Source organism: Streptomyces sp. NPDC001889, from assembly GCF_053594535.1.
This window is the reverse complement of record NZ_JBSFER010000021.1, coordinates 1-23,164: the sequence shown is the minus strand read 5'-3', so window position 1 is coordinate 23,164 and position 23,164 is coordinate 1. Positions and strand designations below refer to the sequence as shown.

Here is a 23,164-nt window from a genome sequence, read left to right as displayed (position 1 = left end):
GTGGTGCGGCTCAATCGCCGGCGGATGTCGGAGGCGGGGGGCAGCGAGGGGGGAGAGGGGGGCGGCGGCGGGTGGGGGTGTGGGCGTACGTGGGGGGGACCGCCGCCGGGGATTCCGCCAGGAGGTTCAGCGCCAGGCGGACCGCGTCGTCCAGCCCCGCGTGCCGCCCCTCCGCCCAGTCCAGCGGAGTCCGCAGCGCGGTCAGATCCGGCTCGACCCCGTAGTTCTCCACCGACCAGCCGTAGGCGTCGAACCACGCCGCGTTCATCGGCACCGTGATCACCGTCCCGTCCCCCAGCCGGTGCCGCCCCGTCATCCCCACCACCCCACCCCATGTCCTGCTCCCCACCACCGGCCCCAGCCCCAGCAGCTTGAACGCCGCCGTGATCATGTCCCCGTCCGACGAGGTCGCCTCGTCCGCCAGCGCCACCACCGGCCCGCGCGGCGCGTTCGAGGCGTACGACACCGGCTGGGCGTCCCGGGTCAGATCCCACCCCAGGATTCTGCGGGTCAGCTTCTCCACCACCAGCTCGCTGATGTGACCGCCCGCGTTCCCCCGGACGTCCACGATCAGCGCCGGGCGGTCGACCTCCAGCCGCAGATCGCGGTTGAACTGCGCCCAGCCCGACCCGCCCATGTCCGGGATATGGAGGTATCCGCACTTCCCGCCGCTCAGCTCCCGCACCACCGCCCGCCGTTTGGCCACCCAGTCCTGGTAGCGCAGGGGCCGTTCGTCCACCAGCGGCACCACCGCCACCCGCCGGGACCCGGGGCCGCCCCCGGCGGGCCGGAAGGTCAGCTCGACCGTCGTCCCGCCGGCCGCCGAGAGCATGGGGAAGGGGCCGGCCACCGGGTCCACCGGGCGGCCGTCCACATGAGTGATCACCGCGCCCTCGCGGATGCCCGTGCCCGCGAGCGGGGAGCGGGCCTTGGAGTCGGAGGAGTCGCCCGGCAGAATCCGCTGGACCAGCCACTCCCCGTCCCGGCACACCAGATTCGCGCCCAGCAGCCCCATCGGCCGCTGGTAGTGCGGCGGCCCCTCGTTGCGGCGCGCCGGGACCACATAGGCGTGCGAGGTCCCCAGTTCGCCGAGGACCTCCCGGAGCAGATCCGCGAACTCGTCCGGCGACGCGACCCGCTCCACCAGCGGCCGGTACTGGCCGAGCACCGCCTCCCAGTCGATCCCGCTGAGCCCCGGGTCCCAGAAGTACGCCCGGACCAGCCGCCCCGCCTCGTCGAACGCCTGCCGCCACTCGGACGCGGGGTCGACCTCGTGCAGGATGCGCCGCAGATCCAGCAGGACCGTGGAGTCGGCGTCGGCCGGCTCGGTCGCGGGGACCGCGCTCAGCTCGTCCTCGTCGACGACCACCAGCCGCGTACCGTCACCGCTCACCGCGAACCAGTCCAGATGGGCGACGAGTTCGGTGCGGGCCGCCTTGGAGATGTCGAAGTACTCCAGGGTGGGCCGTCCCGAGGTGTCCGCCGGGTTGGCGAAGGTCTCGCCGAGCGCGCCCGAGATCGGCCAGCGCAGCCAGACCAGACCGCCGCCGCTGACGGGGTGCATCGAGGAGTACTTGGACGCCGCCACCGGGAACGGCGTCACCCGGCTCTCCAGGCCCTCGGTCTCCACCGTCACCGGTACCGGCCCCGGCCCCTCCTCGGGTGAGACCCCGCCCTCGTCCAGCGGATCGAGCCCGCCCGCCGCCGGCCTCCCGTCCGGCGAGAAGGCGAAGGGGGACGGGGTCGCGGACGACAGCGGTACGAGGTAGGGGCGGCAGCCCAGCGGGAAGGACAGGTCCCCGGTGTGCACGTCGTACACCGGGTCGAAGCCGCGCCAGGAGAGAAAGGCGAGATAGCGGCCGTCGCCGGTGAAGACCGGGTTCTCGTCCTCGAAGCGGCCGTTGGTGACCTCGACGACCGTGCGGTCCTGGATACGGGCCAGCCTGATCTGCCGCAGGGAGCGGCCGACGCCGGGGTGCGACCAGGCCAGCCAGGAGCCGTCGGGGGAGAAGGCCAGATCGCGCACCGGGCCGTTGAGCGAGCGCACCAGCTCCGTGACCCCGCCGGTGCCGTCCTCGCCCGCGTCGACCAGCAGCAGCCGCCCGTCGTGCGAGGCGACCGCCAGCAGCTCCCCCGCCGGGTCGGAGACCAGTTCCTGCACCCGCCCCAGCCGCCCGGCGGGCGCCGGCCGCCGGGGCTCCCGGTCCCCGCTGGCCCGGGGGAGGTAGCCGATCTCGACGGCGTCCTCGCCCTCCGCGTCCGTCACATACGCCACCTGCCCGCCGCCGCCGAGCATGACCGGCAGCCGTACCCGTACCCCCGGGGTGTCGGCGATGGTGCGCGCCGGGCCGTCGCGGTGGGTGAGCCAGTACAGACTGCCCCGTACGGACACGGCGCTGGCCCGGCCGGTGGTGTCCACGGAGACCGCGTCCACATGGCTGGCGGCCGGGACCTGGTAGGGCCGCCGTCCGGCGCGCGGCCCGCCGAGGCGGACCTCCAGCCGGCGCGGCACCGCGTCCGCGTCGCCGAGATCGCGGACCATCCACAGCTCGCCGGCGCACTGGTACACGACGCGCTGCCCGTCCGTGGAGGCATGGCGGGCGTAGAAGGCGTCATGGTCGGTGTGACGCCGCAGACCGGTGCCGTCCGGAAGGCACGAGTAGAGATTGCCGATGCCCTCGTGGTCGGAGAGGAAGGCGATCCGGCCGCCGACGAACATCGGACAGTCCAGATGCCCGCCGATGCCGGAGAGCAGCCGCCGCCCGTGCAGCCAGAGCCGCCCCGTCGCCCCGCCCCGGTACCGCTTCCAGGAGGCGGGCTCGTGCGGCGGCTTCCCGGTGAGCAGCAGGGTGCGCCGCTCGCCGGACGCGTCGTCGGCGACGGCGATGTCCGCCACCGGCCCCCAGGGGAGCCGGCCGCCGGGGGAGCCGTCGGTGGGGACGCTGTAGGCCCAGGAGAAGTACGGGAAGGGCTGGCCGTGCGAGGAGACGGCGAGCACATGGCCGTCGGGGGCCCAGCCGCAGACCCGGGTGTCGGTCGAGCCCCAGTGGCTGAGCCGGACGGCGGGCCCCCCGGCCACGGGGACGAGATGGATCTCGGGGTCGAGGCTGCGCCAGTTCGTGTACGCGATGTGGCGGCCGTCGGGGGAGAAGCGCGGGTGCCCCACCCGGGTCCGGTCCACGGTGATCCGCCAGGCCCGGCCGGGGCGGTGGCCCTCCGGGACCAGGGGCGCGACCCACAGGTCGTCCTCGGCGGCGAAGCACAGCAGATCGCCGTGGAGATGCGGGAAGCGGAGGTACGCCGCGCTGTCGTCGCTCACTCCTCAATGCTTTCCGCGCTCGGCGGGCCCGGCAACCGCAGAGCCCCCGCTCCGGGACCGTCCCCTCTCCTCTCCTCCCCGCCGCGTGACCGAGGCCACAAGCGAAACGTTTTCGTTTCGCTCGGCCTCTGGGGTAAATTGACGGACAGGTGTACGAAACCGTTTCGTTCGGCCGGTGAGGGGAGGTCCGTGATGACACGCAGTCGGCTGACGCCGGAGCGGGAGAGCGAGTTGTTCGGCGCCGTCCTCGATCTGCTGCGCGAAGTGGGGTACGACGCCCTGACGATGGACGCCATCGCGACCCGTACCCGGTCCAGCAAGGCCACCCTCTACCGGCAGTGGCACAGCAAGCCCGAGCTGGTGGCCATCGCCCTGCGGCACACGGCGCCGGAGTGCGAGGAGGACATCGACACCGGCACGCTGCGCGGTGATTTCCACGCGCTGGTGGACCGGGCCGACGACGCGCAGATGAAGCAGGACACCGCGCTGATGCGCGGTCTGTACCAGGCCATCCACACCCATCCCGATCTCCACCGGGCCCTGCGCGAGCAGGTGATCCAGCCCGACAGGGGCGAGCTGGGGACCGTGCTGGAGCGGGCGGTCGAGCGGGGCGAGATCCGCGAGGACAACCCCGCGATGGACTTTCTGCCCCATATGCTGCTCGGTGTGTTCTTCGCCCGCGGGGTGATCGACGATCTGCCCCCGGACCGGGAGTTCCTCACCCGGTATGTCGACTCCGTCGTGCTTCCGGCGCTGGAGGCGTGATGCCGACCTGGATGCCCGGCCGCCCGGCGGGCGGCTGTCCCTTCTGTCGCCCCTCCGGCGACGGCGCCCGGCCGCCCTCGGGCCCCGAAGGCACCGCCCCGTCCCCAGCGGATCGCGGAGCCTGACCCCTCCCGGAGCCCGCCCCCGCGCGGAGCCCGGCCCACGGACCCCCGCACACCCCGGCTCTCCCCAGGAGCCACGAGTCCCCTCCCCGCACCCGCTCACGCACCACCCGCACCACCCGCACCTGACGCGCGCCGCTCTCGTCCGTCGGGCCGACTCCCCATGCCCTTACTCGTCTCACTAACGGGAGTACGCCCTCGTGGCCACGTTCCTCTACAAAATGGGCCGGTCCGCCTTCCGGCGCCGCCGGCTCGTCGCCCTGATATGGGTGGCGCTGCTGGTGCTCGCCGGTGTCGGCGCGTCGACCGCCGCCAAAGCCAAGGACCCGGGCTTCGCCCTGCCGGGCACCGAGTCCCAGCAGGCCTTCGACGTCCTCGAAGAGCGGTTCCCGGGCGGCAGCGCCGACGGCGCCACCGCCAGGATCGTCTTCAAGGCCCCCGACGGCGCGAAGATGACCGACGCCGAGAACAAGGCCGAGGTCGGCAAGGCCGTCGCCGATCTGGAGGCCGGCTCCGACCAGGTCGCCTCGGTCGTCGACCCGTACGGCGCCAAGGCCGTCTCCAAGGACCGCGAGACCGTCTACATCTCGGTCAGCTACAAGGTCAACATGATGGAGTTGACCGACGAGACCCGCGAGGCGCTGGAGAAGACCGGCGAGCAGGCGCGGGACACGGGGCTGACCGTGGAGATCGGCGGTGACGCCGCCATGGCCCCGGAGCACCAGGCGTCCACCGAGATGATCGGTATCGCCATCGCGGCCGTGGTCCTGGCCATCACCTTCGGCTCGCTGATCGCGGCCGGGCTGCCCCTGCTCACCGCCATCATCGGCGTCGGCATCGGCATCTCCTCGATCACCGCGCTCGCCAATGTCTTCGACCTGGGCACCACCACCGGCACGCTGGCGATGATGATCGGCCTGGCGGTCGGTATCGACTACGCGCTCTTCATCGTCTCCCGCTACCGCGCGGAGCTGGCCGAGGGGCACAGCCGCGAGGAAGCGGCGGGCCGGGCGACCGGCACCGCGGGCTCCGCGGTCGTCTTCGCCGGTCTGACCGTGGTCATCGCCCTGGTCGGCCTGGCCGTGGTGAACATCCCGATCCTGAGCAAGATGGGCTACGCGGCGGCGGGCACGGTCGTGATCGCCGTCATCATCGCCCTCACCCTCATCCCGGCGCTGCTGGGCTTCGCGGGTGACAAGGTGCTGGGCCGCAAGGACCGCAAGGCACGCAAGGCCGCGAACGCGGGCGCGGGCGGGCACACGGCGCAGCAGCCGGCCAAGGCCAACATGGGCACCCGCTGGGCCCGCTTCATCCTGCGCCGTCCGGTCGCGGTGCTGCTCATCGGTGTCGTCGGCCTCGGTGTCGCGGCCGTTCCGGTCGGCTCGCTCCAGCTGGGTCTGCCGGACGAGGGCTCCTCGTCGCCCGCGTCCAGCCAGCGCAAGGCGTACGACCTGCTCTCCGAGGGCTTCGGTCCCGGCTTCAACGGCCCGCTGACCGTGGTGGCCGATGTCATGGAGAGCGGGAACCCGAAGAACGCGGTGGACGAGGTCACCGAGCGGATCTCCAAGCTGGACGGCGTGGCCGCGGTCGTGCCCTCCCCGCTGAACGAGGCGGGCGACACCAGCATCATCACCGTGATCCCCGAGGACCGTCCTTCCTCGGTGGCCACCGAGGACCTGGTCCATGACATCCGGGACTCCGGCAAGGACATCGAGTCCGACACCGGCGCCAAGGTGCTGGTCACCGGCACCACCGCGCTGAACATCGACTTCTCGCAGAAGATGAACGACGCGCTCGTGCCGTATCTGGCCTTGGTCGTCGGTCTCGCCTTCCTCCTGCTGGTGCTGGTCTTCCGCTCGATCCTGGTGCCGCTGAAGGCGGCGCTCGGGTTCCTGCTCTCCGTCCTGGCGGCGCTGGGCGCGGTCGTCGCGGTCTTCCAGTGGGGCTGGCTCGCGGACCTCTTCGGGGTGGACCAGCCCGGCCCGATCATGTCGATGATGCCGATCTTCATGGTCGGTGTGGTCTTCGGTCTCGCCATGGACTACGAGGTCTTCCTCGTCACCCGGATGCGCGAGGCGTATGTCCACGGCGAGCGTCCCGCCGAGGCGATCGTGACCGGCTTCAAGCACGGGGCCCGTGTGGTCACCGCCGCCGCGGTGATCATGGTCGGTGTCTTCGCCGGCTTCATCGGCTCCGGTGAGCAGATGGTCATGATGATCGGCTTCGGTCTGGCCATCGCGGTGATCTTCGACGCCTTCGTGGTCCGGATGGCGATCGTGCCGGCGGTCCTGGCGCTGCTGGGCCACAAGGCCTGGTGGCTGCCGGGCTGGCTGGACCGGGCGCTGCCCAATGTGGACGTGGAGGGCGAGCAGTTGCAGAAGCAGCTGGCCCACGCGCCCGAGGACCCGGACGGCGAGCGCGAGCTGGCCCGCGTCTGAGTCCGTACGGAAGGGCCGCGGAAGCGGTTCCCGGTGGCCGCACCCCCTCACGAGGGGGTGCGGCCACCGGCCGTTCGCCGACGCGACGCGAGCGGAAGGGGAAGGGGGAGCGGAAGGGGAAGGGGCTCAGGCCGTGGGGGCCTCGGCCCCGGCCGCCGCGTAGGTGTGCCGCAGAAAGCGGTTGAGCGCACTGGTGTCGAACTGCACCACCGACACCCCGTCCGCCGTGTGGAACTCCACCACCGCCTGTACCCGGCCGCACGGCCAGACCTCCACGTTCCCGCTGTGGGCGGGGGCGCGCAGACCCGTCTCCAGGACCTCGCGGGGGAAGGTCCAGTCGTGGGGGAGGACGGTCCCGCCGGACTCGCCGGGAAAGGTGAACCCGCTGGGGAAGGAGAAGCGGACGGCCCGTGGATCGTCGGCGGGTTCGTAGCTGAGGGTGACTCTCACCGGACGCTCGGGCTGGGGAGCGTCGCTGACTATCCGGCCCCATGCAAGATCTTCGACGGCCGCGGACATCGAACGCTCCTCACATTCGTCTTATTTGCCCTCTAATGTCGCATATTTTGCCCAGAGGATCGACCCCATGCGTCGAAGGGGTGCCTCTGGGTGAGGACCCCATTCCTCTGCGTCTGCCCGAGGGCCCGCGCACTATGCCGCGCCGTGCGCCCGGCCACGGGAAGAGCGCCCCCCCACCGGAACAGCACCCGTCACGGCAAGAGCACCCGTCACGGGAAGAGCACAGCGACGACCTGGAACGGCACCATGAACAGCCCCAGGGCCAGCAGGGGCACCACCAGGAACACGAACCCCAGCGTCCGCAGCACCCAGGTGCGCGCCGGCAGCACCGCCGCGGTGCGCTCGGGCTTGCGGGGGTCGTAGAGCAGCCGCACCTGCGCGGGGGAGGTGCTGATCCGCCGCGCGGCCTGGTCCACCTCGGCGGACCGGCGGCGGCCCTCGATGTCGGTGAAGTGGAAGACACCCCGTTTCCCGGGGTCCCGGTCGCTGGTCGCCACCACCGGGACGCCCCGCATCCGCAGAACCGAGCGGACCGTGAGCGTGACGGCCGTGCTCACGACGAGAACGACTCCCGCGATGAGCGGCTTGACCCCCACGAGGTACAGCACCACCGAGAGCAGCGTCCCCTCCCTGATCAGGACCACCAGGCCCGCCAGATAGGCGCCGGCCACCAGCACGGCCGCCAGGACCAACCCGCCCCCGGCCAGCCGCTCGTGGCGGGACAGCCGCCATCCGCGCCGGGGCGCCGCCCGGGCCACCGTCTCCACCAGCTCCGCCCCGTCGGTCCGGGGCGCGGACCGGTCCCTTTGCGGCAGCGCGGAGTTCACCGTGGAGAGGAACGCGGTCACCTCCCGCGCGGTGCGCCCGGCCACTTCGTAGACGGTGCCCCGCACCCCCTCGGGCGCGGTCAGCCGCACCGACACCCCCCGCCCCCGTCCCTCCCGGGCGCGGACCTCCTCGACGGCCTCCAGGGGTATGCGCCTTCGCACCCCGTCCTGGTCCAGCACCAGGGACCCCCGCTCCAGCCAGACAGCGCCGGAACGGCCGCTCACGGTCACGGAGGAGTGCGGGGATCGACGCGTCATGGCGGCACATTAATGGCCCGTCCGCCCGAGAAGGGCGCCCGGGCGCCGTGATAGCCCGCACCGCGGCGGGGGGCACAGGCCCGGCCGGGGCGCGCACGGGACAGCACCGCGCCGCGCACGCGACAGCACCGTGGCGCGCACGGGCCCGGCCGCGCCGCGCCGGCCCGTACGGCCCCCGCGCCGCCCCGGAAGCAACCGCCGGCGGGAGCCGTTGCACCATGGGGGAGACCGAGGGAGCGGGAGAGTGGACACAGTGGACGTCCGGGGCACGGTGGCGGAAGGCTTCGAGGCGGTACGGGACGCCTTCGTACGCAACTTCGAGGAGCGCGGCGAACGCGGGGCGGCCGTCGCCGTCTACCGGGACGGCGCCAAGGTGGCCGATCTCTGGGCCGGGACACGGGATGTGGACGGGGCGGAACCCTGGGCCGTGGACACCGCGCAGGTCGTGCGCTCGGTCACCAAGGGGGTCGCCGCCGCGGTCGTCCTCCTGCTCCACCAGCGCGGCCAGATCGATCTGGACGCCCCGGTGGGCACGTACTGGCCGGAGTTCAAGGCCGCCGGCAAGGAGCGCGTCCTGGTGCGCCAGGTCCTCGCGCACCGCGCGGGGCTGCCGGTGCTGGACCGCCCGCTCACCCCCGCCGAGGCCATCGACACGGTCAGCGGACCGGCCGCGATCGCCGCCCAGCGGCCCGCCTGGGAGCCCGGTACCGACCACGGCTACCACGCGCAGACCTACAGCTGGCTGCTCTCCGAGCTGGTCCGCAGGGTCACCGGGCGGACCATCGGCCGCTGGGTGGCGGAGGAGATCGCCCGCCCGCTCGGCCTCGACTTCTGGATCGGGCTGCCGGCCGACGAGGCCCACCGCGTCGGCCGGCTCGGCCCGGTGGAGGAGCCGCCCTCGGCCCCGGGGCTCACCCTGCGCCCCAAGCGGTCGGTCTCCGACGCCTACCGCGACCCCGGCTCCCTCACCCGGCGCGCCTTCGGCGCGATCGACCCGCTGCCCGACGAGAACGACCCCGCCCACCGCGCCGCCGAACTCCCCGCGTCCGGCGGGATCTCCACCGCCCGCGCCCTCGCCCGCTTCTACGCGGCCACCATCGGCGAGGTCGACGGCGGCCGGCGGCTCTTCGCGCCCGCCACCCTCACCCTCGCCCGCACCGAGGAGTCGGCGGGCCCGGACCGCGTCCTGGTCGTGCCCACCCGCCTCGGCCTCGGCTTCATGCTGCACGGCGCCGCCGCCCCGCTGCTGGGCCCCGGCTCCTTCGGCCACCCCGGCCGGGGCGGCTCCCTCGGTTTCGCCGACCCCGAGTCGGGTGTCGCCCTCGGCTATGTAACCAATGGCCTGCGGAAAGGAGTTACCGCAGATCCGCGTGCCCAGGCGCTGATCCGCGCGGTACGTTCGGCCCTATGACAGATTCGCTGAAACGTTTCGAGGGATACGGGGTACTGATCACGGGCGCGGCCCGGGGGATCGGCGCGGCCACCGCGCGCCGGCTCGCCGCCGAGGGGGCGCGGGTCCTGGTCAGCGATCTGGACGCGGAGGCGGCGGCGAAGACCGCGGCCGGCATCCCCGGCGCCGGGGCCATCGGCTGCGATGTGGCCGACCGCGCCCAGGTGGAGGCGGCGGTCGCCGCCGCCGTCGAACGCTTCGGCTCCCTGGACGTCCTGGTCAACAACGCCTTCCACTGTGCCACGGACACCCCCCGCATCGAGGACCAGCCGGACGACACCTGGCAGCGGGATCTGGACATCGTGCTGACCGGCGCCTTCCGCTGTGTCCGGGCCGCGATGCCGCATCTGGAGTCCTCGGGCCGGGGCGCGATCGTCAACATCGGCTCCGTGAACGCCGAGATGGACTTCGACGGCCACTCCTACAGCGCCGCCAAGGCGGGCCTGGCCTCCTTCACCCGCACCCTCGCGGGCGATGTGGGACCGCGTGGCGTACGGGTCAACCAGATCAACCCCGGCACCATCCGCACCCGGGCCTGGGCCGGTCAGGAAGAGGCCCTGGAGGAGGTCGGCCGGAGGGTCTATCCGCTCGGCCGGGTCGGCGAGCCGGAGGACATCGCCGCCGCGGTCGCCTTCCTGGCCTCGCGCGACGCCGCCTGGATCACCGGGACGACGCTGCGGGTGGACGGCGGGGTGCTCGCGGTGAACACGGCGTTCCGCGCCATCCTGGGCGAGTCGGAGTAACGGCCCCGGGGGCCCCTCGGCGCGGCGCCCCCGGACCGTCCGGGGACGGTCCGGGGGCGCCGGGGGATCACGGGGGTCCGGCGCCCGAGGACGCCGGACCGGGATCAGCGGACGTCGACGAAGTCGCCGGTGGAGCTGATGCCCTGGGTGGTGGAGTTGCCGGCGAAGCTGTAGCGGTAGGTCCCGTCGGAACCGGCCTTCACCGTGGTCTTGAGATGGCCCTTCTTGTCCGTCTTCACCGTCTTGACGGTGGTGTAGGACGCGGCGCCCTTCTTCTTGAACTGGAGCTTCACGGCCTGGCCGGTGTAGCCGGCGTACCGGTCGGTGTCCCAGTTGGCGCGGGTCAGGGCGCCGGTGACGGTCAGGGTCTTGCCCTTCTTCACCGGCTCCGGCGCGGCGTTGACCGTGAGCTTGGCCGCGCGCTGGAGGTTGACCGACTTGACCTTGGGCTTGATGAGGTAGTTGCCGTCCTTGGCGACCGCGCCCACCGCGAACTTCCAGGCCCCGGCCTTGGCGTTGGACTGCTTCCTCGGGTCGAGGGTGATGCTCAGCTCGCAGGTGACCGTGGTGCCCGTGCCGCAGGAGACGCCCTGCTGGTCGGAGTCGACGAAGTCGGTGGGCTCCGCGAAGTCGCTGCCGCGCCAGATGGCCGTGTGCGCCTCCACGATGCCGGAGTTGTCGCCGGCGGTGAACGTGACCGTGAACTTCTTCTTGGCGGAGGTGCCCAGCACCATCGACTTGCCGCCGTTGAGCACGATGTTCGAGATCTTCGTGTTGCCGTAGGACTCGTCGCCCGAGGCCGGCACCGCGAAGGCGGCCGGACCCGAGCCGGGCTTCTCGTCGGCGTGCACGGCCGGGGCGGCCAGTCCGGTGAGGGCGACGGCACCGGTCACCACGGCGGCGGAAACACGAAAGCGCATGTAATTCCCCGAAATGAGAGAGAGGCGGCCCTCCGGGGCGCGTGTGTCCCCGGAGGGCCGTGTGGTCGGTGAGCCCGAAGGGCCCACCCCTGGAGACACGGGAGTCGCGCGAATGGTTGTACGCGCCTGTCCGATCACCCGGTGATCCCGGGTTCCCGGCGGGCCGTCACCCCGCCGGGCGCTCCCGCACATCGGCCAGCGTGCCCCCGGCCTGCGCGATCAGGGTCCCGGGGTCGAGCGGGAAGACCGTGTGCGGGGTTCCGGCCGCCGCCCACACCACCGGGTGCTCCAGCAGCGCCCGGTCGGCCAGCACCCGGGTCGGGGTGAGATGCCCGAAGGGCGGTACGCCACCGATCGCGTACCCGGTCGTCCGCCGCACCAGCGCCGCGTCGGCCCGGGTGACGGACGCGGCGCCCAGCTCCTTCCGCACCCGCTCCGGATCGACCCGTGAGGAGCCGTCCAGCAGGACCAGGACCGGGTCGCCGTCGGCCTCGAAGATCAGCGATTTCACGATCTCGCTGACATCGCAGCCGACGGCGGCGGCTGCCTCGGCGGCGGTGCGGGTGGCATCCGGGAAGCGGCGGACCGGGACATCGAGTCCCCGCTCGCGCAGGGCCTCGGCGAACAGGGGGTGGGCATCGGTGTGCTGAGCGCTCATGGCCCCGAGGCTAGGTCGTCTCTTTCGGATCGTGCCAGGGCTCGCGAGCCCCGGCACCGCGCCCCGCCGCGCTGTCGTCGGTCGCCGGTGCTCCGCGTGGGCTCCCTCCTCCGCCTCGCGATCCACGGCACCGGACCCCGCTCACCGATCCGGCCCGATCCGAAAGAAACTCCCCAGCGGCGCTCCGGGGTCCCGGGCACCCGGCTTCACGACGGGCGCGGCTCACGACAAGCGCCCGGCCCACGGTGGTTCAGCGGGCGTTGAGCACCTTCGCGACCACCGGCCCGGCGGCGTCCCCGCCGCGCCCGCCCGACTGCACCACGGCGGCGGCCGCCAGATCGTCGGCGTACCCCGTGAACCAGCTGTTGGACTTGCCCTGGCCGTCCACCTCGGCCGAGCCGGTCTTCGCGCCCTTGTCGCCGGTCACCGCCGCCATGGCCTTGCGTCCGGTCCCCTCGCCCCGGGTGGACGCGCCCATCAGGTCCCGCAGGCCGCTCGCGACGGGGCCCGGCAGCGGGTCGGCCGTGGCCAGTTCGCGGCCGTCCAGGGAGGCGGGCACCAGCACCGGCTGCTTGAAGGCGCCGTTCTTCGCGGTCGCGCTGACGGACGCCATGGTGAGCGCGTTCATCGTGATCCGGCCCTGGCCGATGTACGAGGCGGCGGTCTCGGTGCCCGTCGACTCCGGCACACTGCCGTCGAAGCTCGCGACCCCGGTCCGCCACTCGCGCCCGATGCCGAAGTACGTGCTCGCGGTCTCGGCGAGCGCGGTGTCCCGCTTGCCCTCGCCCAGCGGGGTGACCGCCTTGATGAAGGTGGTGTTGCAGGAGCGCTGGAAGGCCTGCCGGAAGGTGGGCTTCTCGATCTCGAACTTGTTCAGGTTCTGGAAGGTGGCGCCCGCCCACTGCACGGTGGCCGGGCACTCCACCGAGGAGTCCGGCCCCTTGACGGCGCCGTTGTCGAGCATCATCGCCGCCGTGACGATCTTCATGGTGGAGCCGGGCGCCTGGGTGCCGAGCATCGCCGTGTTGTAGCCGGACGCCGGGCTGTTGGCTATCGCCCGTATCTCGCCCGTGCTGGGCTTGACCGCCACCGCCGACGCCTGGCCGTGCTTCTTCACCGCCCGCTCGGCCGCCGCCTGGACCTCCGCGTCGAGGGTGGTCGTCAGGGTGCCCTCCTTGCCCTTGCTCAGGGTGAGCAGGGTCTGGTCCGCCACCCCTTCCCGGGTGGAGGAGATCACCAGCTCGCTGCCGGGGGTGCCGCCGGCCTCCTTGCCGTACTTCTCGCGCAGGGCGGCCAGCACGGGCCCGAGGGAGGGGTGCTTCTTCTCGGTCAGCTCACGCCCCTGGTGGTCCACGGCCCTGACCGGCGGCGCGGCGGACTCGTCCGTCAGGAGCGAGGTGGTCGCCGTCAGCCGGGGATGCACCACGGACGGCTTCCAGTCGACCAGCGGCCGGCCGGTGGTCCTCCCGCGCACCACGGTCAGTTCGGAGCTGTACGACAGGGGCTTGCTGCCGCCGTCGAACGACACGGTCGCCTTCACCGTGAAGGGCACCTTCGGGCCGGCCGGGGTCCCCGGGGTGATCACGGCCCGGGAGACCTTGGCCTTGGTGCGGAAGCCGGTGACATGCGGCTCGGCCTCCACCGGCTTGTTGGTCAGCTGGGCCGCCTCGGGCCCCCGGCCCTCGGCCCACGCGGTGAGGAAGGCGCCGGCCGCCCGGTCGGTCTCCTCGGGGGTGACCGGACCGGTCAGGATCTTCTCCGGCGCCGGCCCGTCGTCGCCCCCGCCGCTCAGCATGGTGTAGCCGCCGTACCCCACGCCGCCCGCGACGGCCAGAAAGACGCCGCCGATGATGGCGACTTTCGCTCCACTGCGCATGGCCCGCAGTCCCCTCCTCAGCAACCGGCCCTTCTTGAACGCGTTCAAGCAGGCATTCCGCCCTGAACCCTACGGGACGGGAGCGAGCCGGGGACCCGCTTGTTACGGGACCGGGACGTATGCGCCACGGGTCCTCCGGCGTGCCTGACCGCCCGTCACCCCGCACCTGTCGGAATATGGCCAAATGGCGAAAACGATGACGAAGGGCGAGTGGCACGCGTTTGTCTCCGAGGGCACCCGTACCGCGAAGCTCTCGACCGTACGGGCCGACGGCAGCCCGCACATCGCTCCGGTGTGGTTTCTGCTCGACGGGGACGAACTGGTGCTCAACACCGGCAAGGAGTCGGTCAAGGGCCGCAATCTGATCAGGGACGGCAGGGTCGCCATCTGTGTGGACGACGAACAGCCCCCCTTCAGCTTTGTGACGCTCCAGGGCCAGGCGGAGGTGAGCGAGGACCCGGAACAGGCCCGGCACTGGGCCACCCGGATCGCGGAGCGCTATCTCGGCGAGGAGCTGGCCGAGCGGACCGGGGAGCGCAACAGCGGGCCCGGCTCCCTCACCGTGCGGGTCCGGGTCAGCAGGGCCGTGGCGGTCGCCGGGCTCACCGACTGAGCGGACCGCCTGCCGGAGCCGGAGCCGGCCCGGCCCGGCTCAGGCTCCGGCTCCGGCTCAGACGATGTGCGCGTACTTCGGGTTCGGGCCGAACTCGTTGTCGTTCACCTGGCCGTCCAGGAGGTTGAAGACGAAGATCACGGTCGGACCGGCGATCGGGATGAACGAGATCAGATACCACCAGCCCGAGAGACCGATGTCGTGCAGCCGGCGCACCGTCACCGCGAGGCTGGGCAGACCGATGGCCAGGGCGTAGAGCACGGTGAGGACCGGCGGCTCCCAGAGCACGATGTCCAGCGCCAGCAGCGGGATCGCGGTCACCGTCGCCCACAGCGTGAACATCCAGAACTCCTTGCGGCGCGCCCGCCCCCGGAACGTCGCGTACTTCTTCAGGACATCGAGATACCAGTGCACCGCGCCCCCAAGGCTTCGAGTGGTCAACCCGTCCTCATGGAGCAGGGTCAGGGCGCAGAACGTATGTCTCTTGATCAGTTCCGGTCAAACGACATACGTCATACCCAGGTGTCCAGCCACATCCGGTCGCGCCACTCCTCCATCGGGATCGGTGTCCCGGTGTAGAGCGGGTGGAAGTAGATGAAGTTCCAGACGATCAGCAGCACCAGCACCCCGGAGCCGATCGCGCCGATCGCGCGCCGCCGCTCGTCGGAGCCGGGCGGGCCCAGCATCGCGCCGATCATCATCGCCACCGCCAGACAGAGGAACGGCACGAACACCACGGCGTAGAAGAGGAAGATCGTGCGCTCCTGGTACAGGAACCACGGCACCCACCCGGCGGCGACCCCGCAGGCGATGGCGCCCGCCCGCCAGTCCCGCCGGAAGAACCAGCGCCACAGGATGTAGCCGAGCGCGAAACACGCGGCCCACCACAGCAGCGGGGTCCCCAGCGCGAGCACCTCGCTCGCGCACTTGTCCGCCGCGTCGGAGGGGCAGCCGTCCTTGCCCGCCGGCGGGTCCTCGTAGAAGTACGAGACCGGGCGGCCGAGAACGATCCAGCTCCACGGGTTGGACTCGTACATGTGGCCGGACTTCAGATTGACGTGGAAGTTGTAGACCTCGGTCTCGTAGTGCCAGAAGCTGCGCAGCGGGGCCGGCACCCAGCTCATCGAGAACTGCGGCAGATCGATCTGCCCCAGCAGCGGCAGCGTCACACTGTCGGGCGAGAGCCCGGCGCGCTTGTCGGCCCAGCCGCGGTGGTACCCCTTGTCCGTGGCGAACCAGCCCGACCACGACACCATGTAGGTGGCGAGCGCCACCGGCACCGTGGAGACGAAGGCCGGCACCAGGTCCTTGCGCAGCACCGCCCGGTACGGCCGCACCGCGCCCGCCGTCCGCCGGGCCGCGACATCCCACAGCACCGCCATGACACAGAACGCGGCCATCACATAGAGGCCGTTCCACTTGGTGCCCGCCGCCAGGCCCAGCATCACCCCGGCGGTGATCCGCCAGGGCCGCCAGCCGAGCCGCAGCCCCTCGGCGATGTCCGCGTCCGGCCGCAGCACCCCCTCCTCGTCCTCGGGGAGCGCCGCCGCGAGCCGCCGCCGTGCCCAGTCCCGGTCGACGACCAGCGCCCCGAAGGCCGCCAGCACGAAGAACATCAGCACCAGGTCGAGCAGGGCCGCCCGGCTCATCACGAAGTGCAGCCCGTCGACCGCGAGCAGCGCGCCCGCCAGACAGCCGAGGAAGGTCGAGCGGAACAGCCTGCGGCCGATCCGGCAGACCATCAGCACCGAGAGCGTCCCGAGCACCGCGACCATGAAACGCCAGCCGAAGGGCGTGAAGTCGAAGAGCTTCTCCCCGATGCCGATGATCCACTTGCCGACCGGCGGGTGGACCACATAGCCGGGGTCGACGGGGACCTCGACGGCGGAGGGATTGCCGAGGATCTTCTTGTCGATGTCCTTCGGCCAGTGCCCCTCGTACCCCTGGTTGATCAGGGCCCAGGCGTCCTTGGCGTAGTACGTCTCATCGAATATCACCGCGTCGGGCTTGCCCAGGTTCCAGAACCGGAGCACCCCCGCGACCAGCGCCACCAGCAGCGGCCCCAGCCAGGCGGAGGCCCGCAGCAGCGGGGCGGCCACCGCCGGGGCGATGCCGAAGACGGGCCAGAGCCGCTCGGACGGGCGGTTGAAGGGGGGGACCAGGCGTTCGCGCAGCCCGATCACGGACGGGGGCGCATAGCCGAATCTGCGCAGCCGGTGCTGCCAGCCGGAGGGCTGCTGCTCGGCGTCCCTGCCCTGGTGGGTCTGTGGCGCGGTACTGGTCACCGCGCCATCGTAGGGAACGTCCGTGCGCGAGGTGTGCTTCCGTCCCCACTCCGGCCGTCCGGAGCCGTCCGCGAACCCGGCGGGAGCCCGCCCCGGGGCGCGGGACCCCGGCGGGGCCGGAGCCCGCCCCGGCCCTGGGACAATGGCGTACGTGACCACTGACCAGCCCCGCGACACGCCCCCCGGCCCCACCGCCCCCACCCCCGGGGCAGGTCTGCTGATCCTCGCCGGCACCCCGATCGGCGATGTCGCCGACGCCCCGCCCCGGCTCGCCGCCGAGCTGGCGGGCGCCGATGTCGTCGCGGCCGAGGACACCCGGCGGCTGCGCCGTCTCACCCAGGCGCTCGGCGTCCACACCTCCGGCCGGGTCGTCTCCTACTTCGAGGGCAACGAGTCCGCCCGTACGCCGGAGCTGGTCGACGCCCTCGCCGGCGGCGCCCGGGTGCTGCTGGTCACCGACGCGGGGATGCCCTCCGTCTCCGACCCCGGCTACCGGCTGGTCGCCGCCGCCGTCGAGCGGGACATCAGGGTCACCGCCGTCCCCGGACCCTCCGCCGTGCTCACCGCGCTCGCCCTCTCGGGGCTCCCGGTGGACCGCTTCTGCTTCGAGGGCTTTCTCCCCCGCAAGGCCGGTGAGCGGCTGACCCGGCTCCGCGAGAACGCCTCAGAGCGCCGCACCCTCGTCTACTTCGAGGCCCCCCACCGACTGGACTACACCCTCACCGCAATGGCCGAAGTGTTCGGAGCGGATCGCCGGGCCGCCGTCTGCCGTGAGCTGACCAAGACCTACGAGGAGGTCAGGCGCGGGCCGCTGGCCGAGCTGGCCGCCTGGGCGGCGGAGGGGGTGCGCGGCGAGATCACCGTCGTGGTCGAGGGCGCGCCCGCCCCCGGACCCGGCGATCTCGGCCCGGAGGAACTGGTGCGCCGGGTACGGCTGCGCGAGGAGGCGGGGGAGCGCCGCAAGGAGGCCATCGCGGCGGTCGCCGCCGAGGCCGGTGTGCCCAAGCGCGAGGTGTTCGACGCCGTCGTCGCGGCAAAGAATTCGGCGCCGCCCGGCCCCTGAGACGGTAAAGGTCTACCGTGGAAAGCAAAGGGAAGACCGGGTTCGGGGCCCCTTGGGCATGGGAAGCCCAAAGAGCCCTCCATTATTCGACAGCGCTGATGCGCTCCCGCCGGAATGGGCGTCCACTGGGTCAGTGGAAAGGAGCTGGCATGAGTGAGATCACGGGCACCGCCAAGGTCCACGAGGCATATGCCTTCTGCTGCATGCGCTGCGGACACGGCTGGGAGCAGGCGTACGAGATCGAGCACCACATCGACGCGTCCGGCCGTGAGTATGTCGTCTACAAGGCGGACGGCCGGCGGGTCCCTTCCCCGCTGTCGAGCCCGACCTGTCTGAACTGCGGGGGGCATGTCGTCCGGATCATGAAGGCCGGGCAGGTCTCGAACGTGCGGGAGCTGACGGAGCGGTTCGAGAGCCCGGCGCGCATCACCCACCCCACCCGGAGCAGGAAGCCGAAGCCGAAGCCGGCGGCCGGGCCGGGGGAGGAGACGGACGCCAAGCCGCACCACCACTGGCATCTGTCGGACCTCCTCCACCCCTTCCAGCGGAGGTAGGCACGGCCGGCGGGGGCAGGGCCGGCCCCGGGGCGGGCCGCCGCCCGGCCCCGGGAGACGGGCGGCCCGGCCGTTCACCGAGGTGAAGCCGTGGGCGCGGGCCTCGTAGGATCGCGCCCATGACGAAGTCCACCCCGCCGCCACTGCCCGAACCGCTCCGGGTCGAGGTCGCCGACTCCCACACCCACCTGGACATGCAGGAGGGCACGGTGGAGGAGGCGCTCGCCAGGGCCGCGGCCGTGGGGGTGACCACCGTCGTCCAGGTGGGCTGCGACATCGAGGGCTCCCGCTGGGCCGCCCGGACCGCCGCCGAGCACGCCGCGGTGCACGCGTCGGTCGCCCTGCACCCCAACGAGGCCCCGCGCATCGTCCTCGGCGACCCGGACGGCACCGCCCGGCAGGGCGTCCGCGAGGCCGGGGGCGAGTCGGCGCTCGACGACGCCCTCGCCGAGATCGACGCGCTGGCGGCGCTGGCGCAGGTCCGCGCGGTCGGCGAGACCGGCCTCGACCACTTCCGGACCGGCCCCGAGGGCATCGCGGCGCAGGAGCGCTCCTTCCGCGCCCATATCGAGATCGCGAAACGGCACAACAAAGCACTGGTCATTCACGACCGGGACGCCCACGCCGATGTTCTGCGGATACTCGCCGAGGAAGGCGCGCCGGAACGCACGGTGTTCCACTGCTTCTCCGGGGACGCGGACATGGCCCGGGTCTGCGCGGCGGCGGGCTATTACCTGTCCTTCGCGGGCAATATGACCTTCAAGAACGCCCAGCCGCTGCGCGACGCCCTCGCCGTCGCCCCGCGCGAACTCGTCCTGGTGGAGACGGACGCGCCCTTCCTCACCCCGGCGCCGTACCGAGGACGGCCCAACGCGCCCTATCTGATTCCGGTGACGCTGCGGGCCATGGCCCGGGTCAAGGGGCTGGACGAGGACACCATGGCGGAGGCGGTGGCGGCGAACACGGCCGAGGCGTTCGACTACTGAGCGCCCGCTCCGCGCCGGGGGTCCGCGACACCGTGTGACCGGCTCGCTTTGGAGAGTCACCGTCCGCTCCGATAGCGTCCGGGCCGCAGGGCCATCGGTCCGACCGGACCCGGACCTTACGGAGCGAGCGTCGTGAACGATCCCAGCGGCTTCAGCGGCTTCAGCGGCTTCAGTGGCACCCGGCCCGGCGTACCCGCCCGGGGCGCGACGCACGCCGACCCGTACACCGACGCGTACCGCCCCGACGAGCCGCACCCCGGGCCGTACGCGGACCCGTACGCCGAGACGCGGGCGCGGGGCCGCGGATACGGCCGGCTCCACGAGGGCCGGGAGGAGCACGGGGGCCACGGGGAACACGAGGGGCACGGGGGCCATCCGCCCTTCCCGCGCCAGAGCGGCCCCCGCCCGGCGCCCGCCGCCCCGGGCCCGTACACCCCGCCACTCGGAACGCTCCCGTACGGAACCCCCTCCTACGAGCCGTTCGAGCTGTACGAGCCGTACGAGTCATATGCGCCCGATGTGCCGGACGTGCCGGACGTGCCGGATGTACCGGAGGCACCCTGGCGGCCGTACCGGACCGGCGAGCCCGAGCCCCAGGGGCTGTACGGGTTCCGTGAGCCGTACGAGCCGTACCCGGGGCCGCTGGGCGACCCGCACCCCGGCCGGGCCGCGACCGCGACCGCCGGTGACACGGCGGCGGCGGCCGGTCGCGGCAGACGGCGGCGCCCCGCCCCCGGCCCCGACACCGCGGGTCTGCGCGGGCTCGTCCCCCGCGCCCTGGTCGTCGTCTTCCTCGCGGGCGGCACCTCGGCCTTCGTCGCCAGCGACAAGGCCGTCCGCCTCACCGTCGACGGCCGGCCCCGCACCCTCCACACCTTCGCCGACAGCGTCCAGGAGCTGCTGGACGACAGCGGTGTCGGCGTCGGCGCGCACGACCTCGTGGCCCCCGCCCCCGGCACGGAGCTGACCAGCGGCGATGAGATCGTCGTCCGCTACGGCCGGCCCGTGACCCTGACTCTCGACGGTCACCGCCACCGGGTCTGGACCACCGCCCGCACCGTCGGGGGCGCCCTGCGCCAGCTCGGTGTCCGGGCCGACGGCGCCTTTCTCTCGGCCTCCCGCTCGGCCGCGATCTCCCGCGAGGGCCTCGCCCTGGACGTCCGCACCGAGCGCACCGTGACCTTCATGGCGGACGGCCGCGAGCACACCGTCCGCACCAACGCCGCGACCGTCGCCGAGGCGCTGACCGAGGCCGGGATCGCCCTCGGGGCCCAGGACACCACCTCCGTACCGCCCGGCGGATTCCCCCGCGACGGCCAGACCGTCTCCGTCCTGCGGATCACCGGCACCCGCGAGGTCCGGGAGGAGTCCATCCCCTTCGAGACGGTGACCTCCGCCGACCCGACTCTCTACCGGGGCACCGAGATCGTCTCCCGGCAGGGCGTGCCGGGCGTCCGCCGGGTCACCTACGAGCTGCGCACCGTGAACGGGGTCCGCCAGCGCCCGAGGAAGATCGCCGACGAGGTGGTGCGCCGTCCCGTCACCCAGCGCGTGCTGTCCGGCACCGCCCCCACCCCCCGGTCGGTGCCGGGCGCCGACGGGCTGAACTGGAGCGCGCTGGCCCGGTGCGAGTCCGGCGGCCGGCCCGCCGCCGTCGACTCCTCCGGTGCCCACGGCGGGCTCTACCAGTTCGACACCGGCACCTGGCGCGCCCTCGGCGGCCGGGGGCGCCCCCAGAACGCGCCCGCCGAGGAGCAGACCTACCGCGCGAAGAAGCTCTACATCCAGCGCGGCACCGCCCCCTGGCCCCACTGCGGCGACCGGCTCCACGGGTAGCGCCGCGGCGCGCCGCACCGCGGCCGGAGCCCCGGCCACGGCCCCGTACGCTGTATCGGTGAGCACCACTGAGCCCTCCGACGTACTCCTCGGCCCCGCCGACATCCGCGAACTCGCCTCGGCGCTGGGAGTCCGCCCCACCAAGCAGCGCGGCCAGAACTTCGTCATCGACGCCAACACCGTCCGCCGCATCGTGCGCACCGCCGGTGTCCGCGAGGACGATGTGGTCGTGGAGGTCGGGCCCGGGCTCGGCTCGCTGACCCTGGCGCTGCTGGAGGCGGCCGACCGGGTCGTCGCCGTCGAGATCGACGACGTGCTGGCGTCGGCGCTGCCCGCCACCATCCTGGCGCGGCTGCCCGGACGGGTCACCCGCTTCTCGCTGGTCCACTCCGACGCCATGCGGGTCGACACCCTGCCCGAGGAGCCGACCGCGCTGGTCGCGAACCTCCCGTACAACGTCGCCGTGCCGGTGCTGCTGCACATGCTCGACCGCTTCCCGACCATCGAACGCACCCTGGTGATGGTGCAGGCCGAGGTCGCCGACCGGCTCGCGGCGGCGCCGGGGAACAAGGTGTACGGCGTGCCGTCGGTCAAGGCGAACTGGTACGCGGAGGTCAAGCGCGCCGGGTCCATCGGGCGGAATGTGTTCTGGCCCGCGCCGAACGTCGACTCCGGACTGGTCTCCCTGGTCCGCCGCGATCCGCCGGAGACCACCGCCACCAAGGCCGAGGTCTTCGCCGTCGTGGACGCCGCCTTCGCCCAGCGCCGCAAGACCCTGCGCGCCGCGCTGGCCGGCTGGGCCGGCTCCCCGGCGGCGGCCGAGGCGGCGCTCGTGGCGGCCGGGATCTCGCCGCAGGCTCGTGGAGAGGCGCTGACCGTGGAAGAGTTCGCACGGATCGCGGAGGCGAAGGCGCAGTCATGAGCGGAGGCAAGGCGTGAGCAGCGTTACGGTACGGGTGCCGGCGAAGGTCAATGTGCAGCTGGCGGTGGGCGCGGCGCGCCCCGACGGCTTCCACGACCTGGCCAATGTCTTTCTCGCGGTCTCCCTCTTCGACGAGGTGACGGTCCGCCCGGCGGACTCCCTCACGGTCACCTGCGAAGGCCCCGACGCTGGACAGGTCCCCCTGGACCCCACCAACCTCGCGGCCCGCGCGGCCGTGCTGCTGGCCGAGCGCCACGGGCTCGCCCCCGATGTGCACCTCCACATCGCCAAGGACATCCCCGTCGCCGGCGGGATGGCGGGCGGCAGCGCCGACGGCGCCGCCGCGCTGCTGGCCTGCGACACCCTGTGGGGCCTCGGCTCCACCCAGCAGGAGCTGCTGGAGATCTGCGCCGAGCTGGGCAGCGATGTGCCCTTCAGCCTGGTGGGCGGGGCGGCGCTCGGCACCGGCCGGGGGGAGCTGCTCACCCCGCTGACGGTCGGCGGGGACTTCCACTGGGTGTTCGCCGTCGCCGACGGAGGGCTGTCGACCCCGGCGGTGTACGGGGAGTTCGACCGGCTCACCGCCGGGGTGAGCGTGCCCGAGCCGGAGCCGTCGGCCGATCTCCTCCGCGCGCTGAGCACCGGTGACACCCTCGCGCTGGCGGCGGCGCTCACCCACTCCAACGACCTCCAGCCGGCGGCGCTCTCACTGCGCCCCTCTCTCGCCGAGACGCTCGGGGCCGGGCTGTCGGCGGGTGCGCTCACCGGTCTGGTCTCCGGTTCGGGCCCCACCACGGCCTTCCTCGCGGCGGACGCCGAGGCCGCGCGGTCGGTCGCGAAGTCCCTGACCGAGTCCGGCACCTGCCGCACGGCCCGGGTGGCGTCGTCACCGGTGCCGGGGGCCGTGGTCGTCCGCTAGGGAGTTTCTTTCGGATCGGGCCGGATCGGTGAGCGGGGTCCGGTGCCGTGGATCGCGAGGCGGAGGAGGGAGCCCACGCGGAGCGTCGGCG

Annotated in this window: 19 protein-coding genes; 11 read left to right on the top strand and 8 right to left on the bottom strand. The window is 72.9% G+C overall.

Features of this window, described 5'->3' with window-relative positions; all coding sequences use genetic code 11:
• Positions 1-10 precede the first annotated feature (10 nt).
• Positions 11-3,319 (bottom strand): S41 family peptidase, encoded by a 3,309-nt coding sequence (locus tag ACWCRA_RS24190; protein ID WP_451068567.1) that lies wholly within the window; start codon positions 3,317-3,319, stop codon positions 11-13.
• A gap of 192 nt (positions 3,320-3,511) precedes the next feature.
• Between ACWCRA_RS24190 and ACWCRA_RS24185 the strand changes: the two genes are divergently transcribed.
• Both ACWCRA_RS24185 and ACWCRA_RS24180 read left to right on the top strand, forming a co-directional pair.
• Positions 3,512-4,084, top strand: coding sequence for a TetR/AcrR family transcriptional regulator (locus ACWCRA_RS24185; protein WP_351546579.1), 573 nt, complete (start codon positions 3,512-3,514; stop codon positions 4,082-4,084).
• Between the two features lie 322 nt (positions 4,085-4,406).
• On the top strand, positions 4,407-6,644 hold the full coding sequence (locus ACWCRA_RS24180) for an MMPL family transporter (protein WP_351546576.1): 2,238 nt from the start codon (positions 4,407-4,409) through the stop codon (positions 6,642-6,644).
• A gap of 126 nt (positions 6,645-6,770) precedes the next feature.
• On the opposite strand, the gene ACWCRA_RS24175 is transcribed toward ACWCRA_RS24180, so the two are convergent.
• Positions 6,771-7,163: an SsgA family sporulation/cell division regulator gene (locus ACWCRA_RS24175; protein WP_351546573.1), complete on the bottom strand. Its 393-nt coding sequence runs from the start codon at positions 7,161-7,163 to the stop codon at positions 6,771-6,773.
• Positions 7,164-7,372: 209 nt separating this feature from the next.
• A complete protein-coding gene (locus ACWCRA_RS24170) occupies positions 7,373-8,248 on the bottom strand; it encodes a DUF3592 domain-containing protein (protein WP_351546570.1) in 876 nt (291 codons plus the stop codon).
• 253 nt (positions 8,249-8,501) lie between these two features.
• Between ACWCRA_RS24170 and ACWCRA_RS24165 the strand changes: the two genes are divergently transcribed.
• Together ACWCRA_RS24165 and ACWCRA_RS24160 are read left to right on the top strand one after the other, a co-directional pair.
• Complete coding sequence (locus ACWCRA_RS24165) at positions 8,502-9,659, top strand: serine hydrolase domain-containing protein (protein ID WP_351546826.1); 1,158 nt, start codon at positions 8,502-8,504, stop codon at positions 9,657-9,659.
• Entirely contained in the window at positions 9,656-10,441 is a 786-nt protein-coding gene (locus ACWCRA_RS24160) for an SDR family NAD(P)-dependent oxidoreductase (RefSeq protein WP_351546567.1), read from the top strand. The genes ACWCRA_RS24165 and ACWCRA_RS24160 overlap by 4 nt, the downstream gene beginning before the upstream one ends.
• A gap of 104 nt (positions 10,442-10,545) precedes the next feature.
• On the opposite strand, the gene ACWCRA_RS24155 is transcribed toward ACWCRA_RS24160, so the two are convergent.
• The 3 genes from ACWCRA_RS24155 to ACWCRA_RS24145 form a co-directional block, all read right to left on the bottom strand.
• Positions 10,546-11,361 carry a hypothetical protein gene (locus tag ACWCRA_RS24155; RefSeq protein ID WP_351546564.1) on the bottom strand — a complete coding sequence of 272 codons (816 nt, stop codon included), beginning with the start codon at positions 11,359-11,361 and terminating at the stop codon, positions 10,546-10,548.
• A 166-nt stretch (positions 11,362-11,527) separates the two neighbouring features.
• Positions 11,528-12,019: a YbaK/EbsC family protein gene (locus tag ACWCRA_RS24150; protein ID WP_351546561.1), complete on the bottom strand. Its 492-nt coding sequence runs from the start codon at positions 12,017-12,019 to the stop codon at positions 11,528-11,530.
• A 250-nt stretch (positions 12,020-12,269) separates the two neighbouring features.
• On the bottom strand, positions 12,270-13,895 hold the full coding sequence (locus ACWCRA_RS24145) for a penicillin-binding transpeptidase domain-containing protein (RefSeq protein ID WP_351559485.1): 1,626 nt from the start codon (positions 13,893-13,895) through the stop codon (positions 12,270-12,272).
• 184 nt (positions 13,896-14,079) lie between these two features.
• Here ACWCRA_RS24145 and ACWCRA_RS24140 point away from each other — a divergent pair, with 184 nt between their 5' ends.
• The gene (locus ACWCRA_RS24140; protein ID WP_351559483.1) at positions 14,080-14,508 is read left to right on the top strand and encodes a PPOX class F420-dependent oxidoreductase; all 429 of its coding nucleotides are present in this window, start codon (positions 14,080-14,082) and stop codon (positions 14,506-14,508) included.
• 57 nt (positions 14,509-14,565) lie between these two features.
• On the opposite strand, the gene ACWCRA_RS24135 is transcribed toward ACWCRA_RS24140, so the two are convergent.
• Both ACWCRA_RS24135 and ACWCRA_RS24130 read right to left on the bottom strand, forming a co-directional pair.
• Positions 14,566-14,949 (bottom strand): DUF805 domain-containing protein, encoded by a 384-nt coding sequence (locus tag ACWCRA_RS24135; RefSeq protein ID WP_351559481.1) that lies wholly within the window; start codon positions 14,947-14,949, stop codon positions 14,566-14,568.
• Between the two features lie 71 nt (positions 14,950-15,020).
• The gene (locus ACWCRA_RS24130) at positions 15,021-16,793 is read right to left on the bottom strand and encodes a dolichyl-phosphate-mannose--protein mannosyltransferase (RefSeq protein WP_351559479.1); all 1,773 of its coding nucleotides are present in this window, start codon (positions 16,791-16,793) and stop codon (positions 15,021-15,023) included.
• A 151-nt stretch (positions 16,794-16,944) separates the two neighbouring features.
• Between ACWCRA_RS24130 and rsmI the strand changes: the two genes are divergently transcribed.
• The 6 genes from rsmI (at position 16,945) to ACWCRA_RS24100 (ending at position 23,073) form a co-directional block, all read left to right on the top strand.
• Positions 16,945-17,856 carry a 16S rRNA (cytidine(1402)-2'-O)-methyltransferase gene (gene rsmI / locus ACWCRA_RS24125; RefSeq protein ID WP_451068566.1) on the top strand — a complete coding sequence of 304 codons (912 nt, stop codon included), beginning with the start codon at positions 16,945-16,947 and terminating at the stop codon, positions 17,854-17,856.
• A gap of 149 nt (positions 17,857-18,005) precedes the next feature.
• Positions 18,006-18,410 carry a hypothetical protein gene (locus tag ACWCRA_RS24120; protein WP_451068565.1) on the top strand — a complete coding sequence of 135 codons (405 nt, stop codon included), beginning with the start codon at positions 18,006-18,008 and terminating at the stop codon, positions 18,408-18,410.
• Positions 18,411-18,529: 119 nt separating this feature from the next.
• A complete protein-coding gene (locus ACWCRA_RS24115) occupies positions 18,530-19,396 on the top strand; it encodes a TatD family hydrolase (RefSeq protein WP_351559475.1) in 867 nt (288 codons plus the stop codon).
• 486 nt (positions 19,397-19,882) lie between these two features.
• On the top strand, positions 19,883-21,232 hold the full coding sequence (locus ACWCRA_RS24110; protein WP_451068640.1) for a ubiquitin-like domain-containing protein: 1,350 nt from the start codon (positions 19,883-19,885) through the stop codon (positions 21,230-21,232).
• A 58-nt stretch (positions 21,233-21,290) separates the two neighbouring features.
• A complete protein-coding gene (gene rsmA / locus ACWCRA_RS24105) occupies positions 21,291-22,154 on the top strand; it encodes a 16S rRNA (adenine(1518)-N(6)/adenine(1519)-N(6))-dimethyltransferase RsmA (protein ID WP_451068564.1) in 864 nt (287 codons plus the stop codon).
• A 13-nt stretch (positions 22,155-22,167) separates the two neighbouring features.
• Positions 22,168-23,073 carry a 4-(cytidine 5'-diphospho)-2-C-methyl-D-erythritol kinase gene (locus tag ACWCRA_RS24100; RefSeq protein ID WP_351559472.1) on the top strand — a complete coding sequence of 302 codons (906 nt, stop codon included), beginning with the start codon at positions 22,168-22,170 and terminating at the stop codon, positions 23,071-23,073.
• The last annotated feature ends 91 nt before the right edge of the window (positions 23,074-23,164 follow it).

Bases quoted from the DNA above. Each gene is read 5' to 3' on its own strand.
- ACWCRA_RS24140 (WP_351559483.1), top strand. From the start codon at position 14,080: ATGGCGAAAACGATGACGAAGGGCGAGTGGCACGCGTTTGTCTCCGAG.
- ACWCRA_RS24160 (WP_351546567.1), top strand. From the start codon at position 9,656: ATGACAGATTCGCTGAAACGTTTCGAGGGATACGGGGTACTGATCACG.
- ACWCRA_RS24120 (WP_451068565.1), top strand. From the start codon at position 18,006: ATGAGTGAGATCACGGGCACCGCCAAGGTCCACGAGGCATATGCCTTC.
- ACWCRA_RS24145 (WP_351559485.1), bottom strand. From the start codon at position 13,895: ATGCGCAGTGGAGCGAAAGTCGCCATCATCGGCGGCGTCTTTCTGGCC.
- ACWCRA_RS24185 (WP_351546579.1), top strand. From the start codon at position 3,512: ATGACACGCAGTCGGCTGACGCCGGAGCGGGAGAGCGAGTTGTTCGGC.
- ACWCRA_RS24175 (WP_351546573.1), bottom strand. From the start codon at position 7,163: ATGTCCGCGGCCGTCGAAGATCTTGCATGGGGCCGGATAGTCAGCGAC.
- ACWCRA_RS24150 (WP_351546561.1), bottom strand. From the start codon at position 12,019: ATGAGCGCTCAGCACACCGATGCCCACCCCCTGTTCGCCGAGGCCCTG.
- ACWCRA_RS24155 (WP_351546564.1), bottom strand. From the start codon at position 11,361: ATGCGCTTTCGTGTTTCCGCCGCCGTGGTGACCGGTGCCGTCGCCCTC.
- ACWCRA_RS24170 (WP_351546570.1), bottom strand. From the start codon at position 8,248: ATGACGCGTCGATCCCCGCACTCCTCCGTGACCGTGAGCGGCCGTTCC.
- ACWCRA_RS24115 (WP_351559475.1), top strand. From the start codon at position 18,530: ATGACGAAGTCCACCCCGCCGCCACTGCCCGAACCGCTCCGGGTCGAG.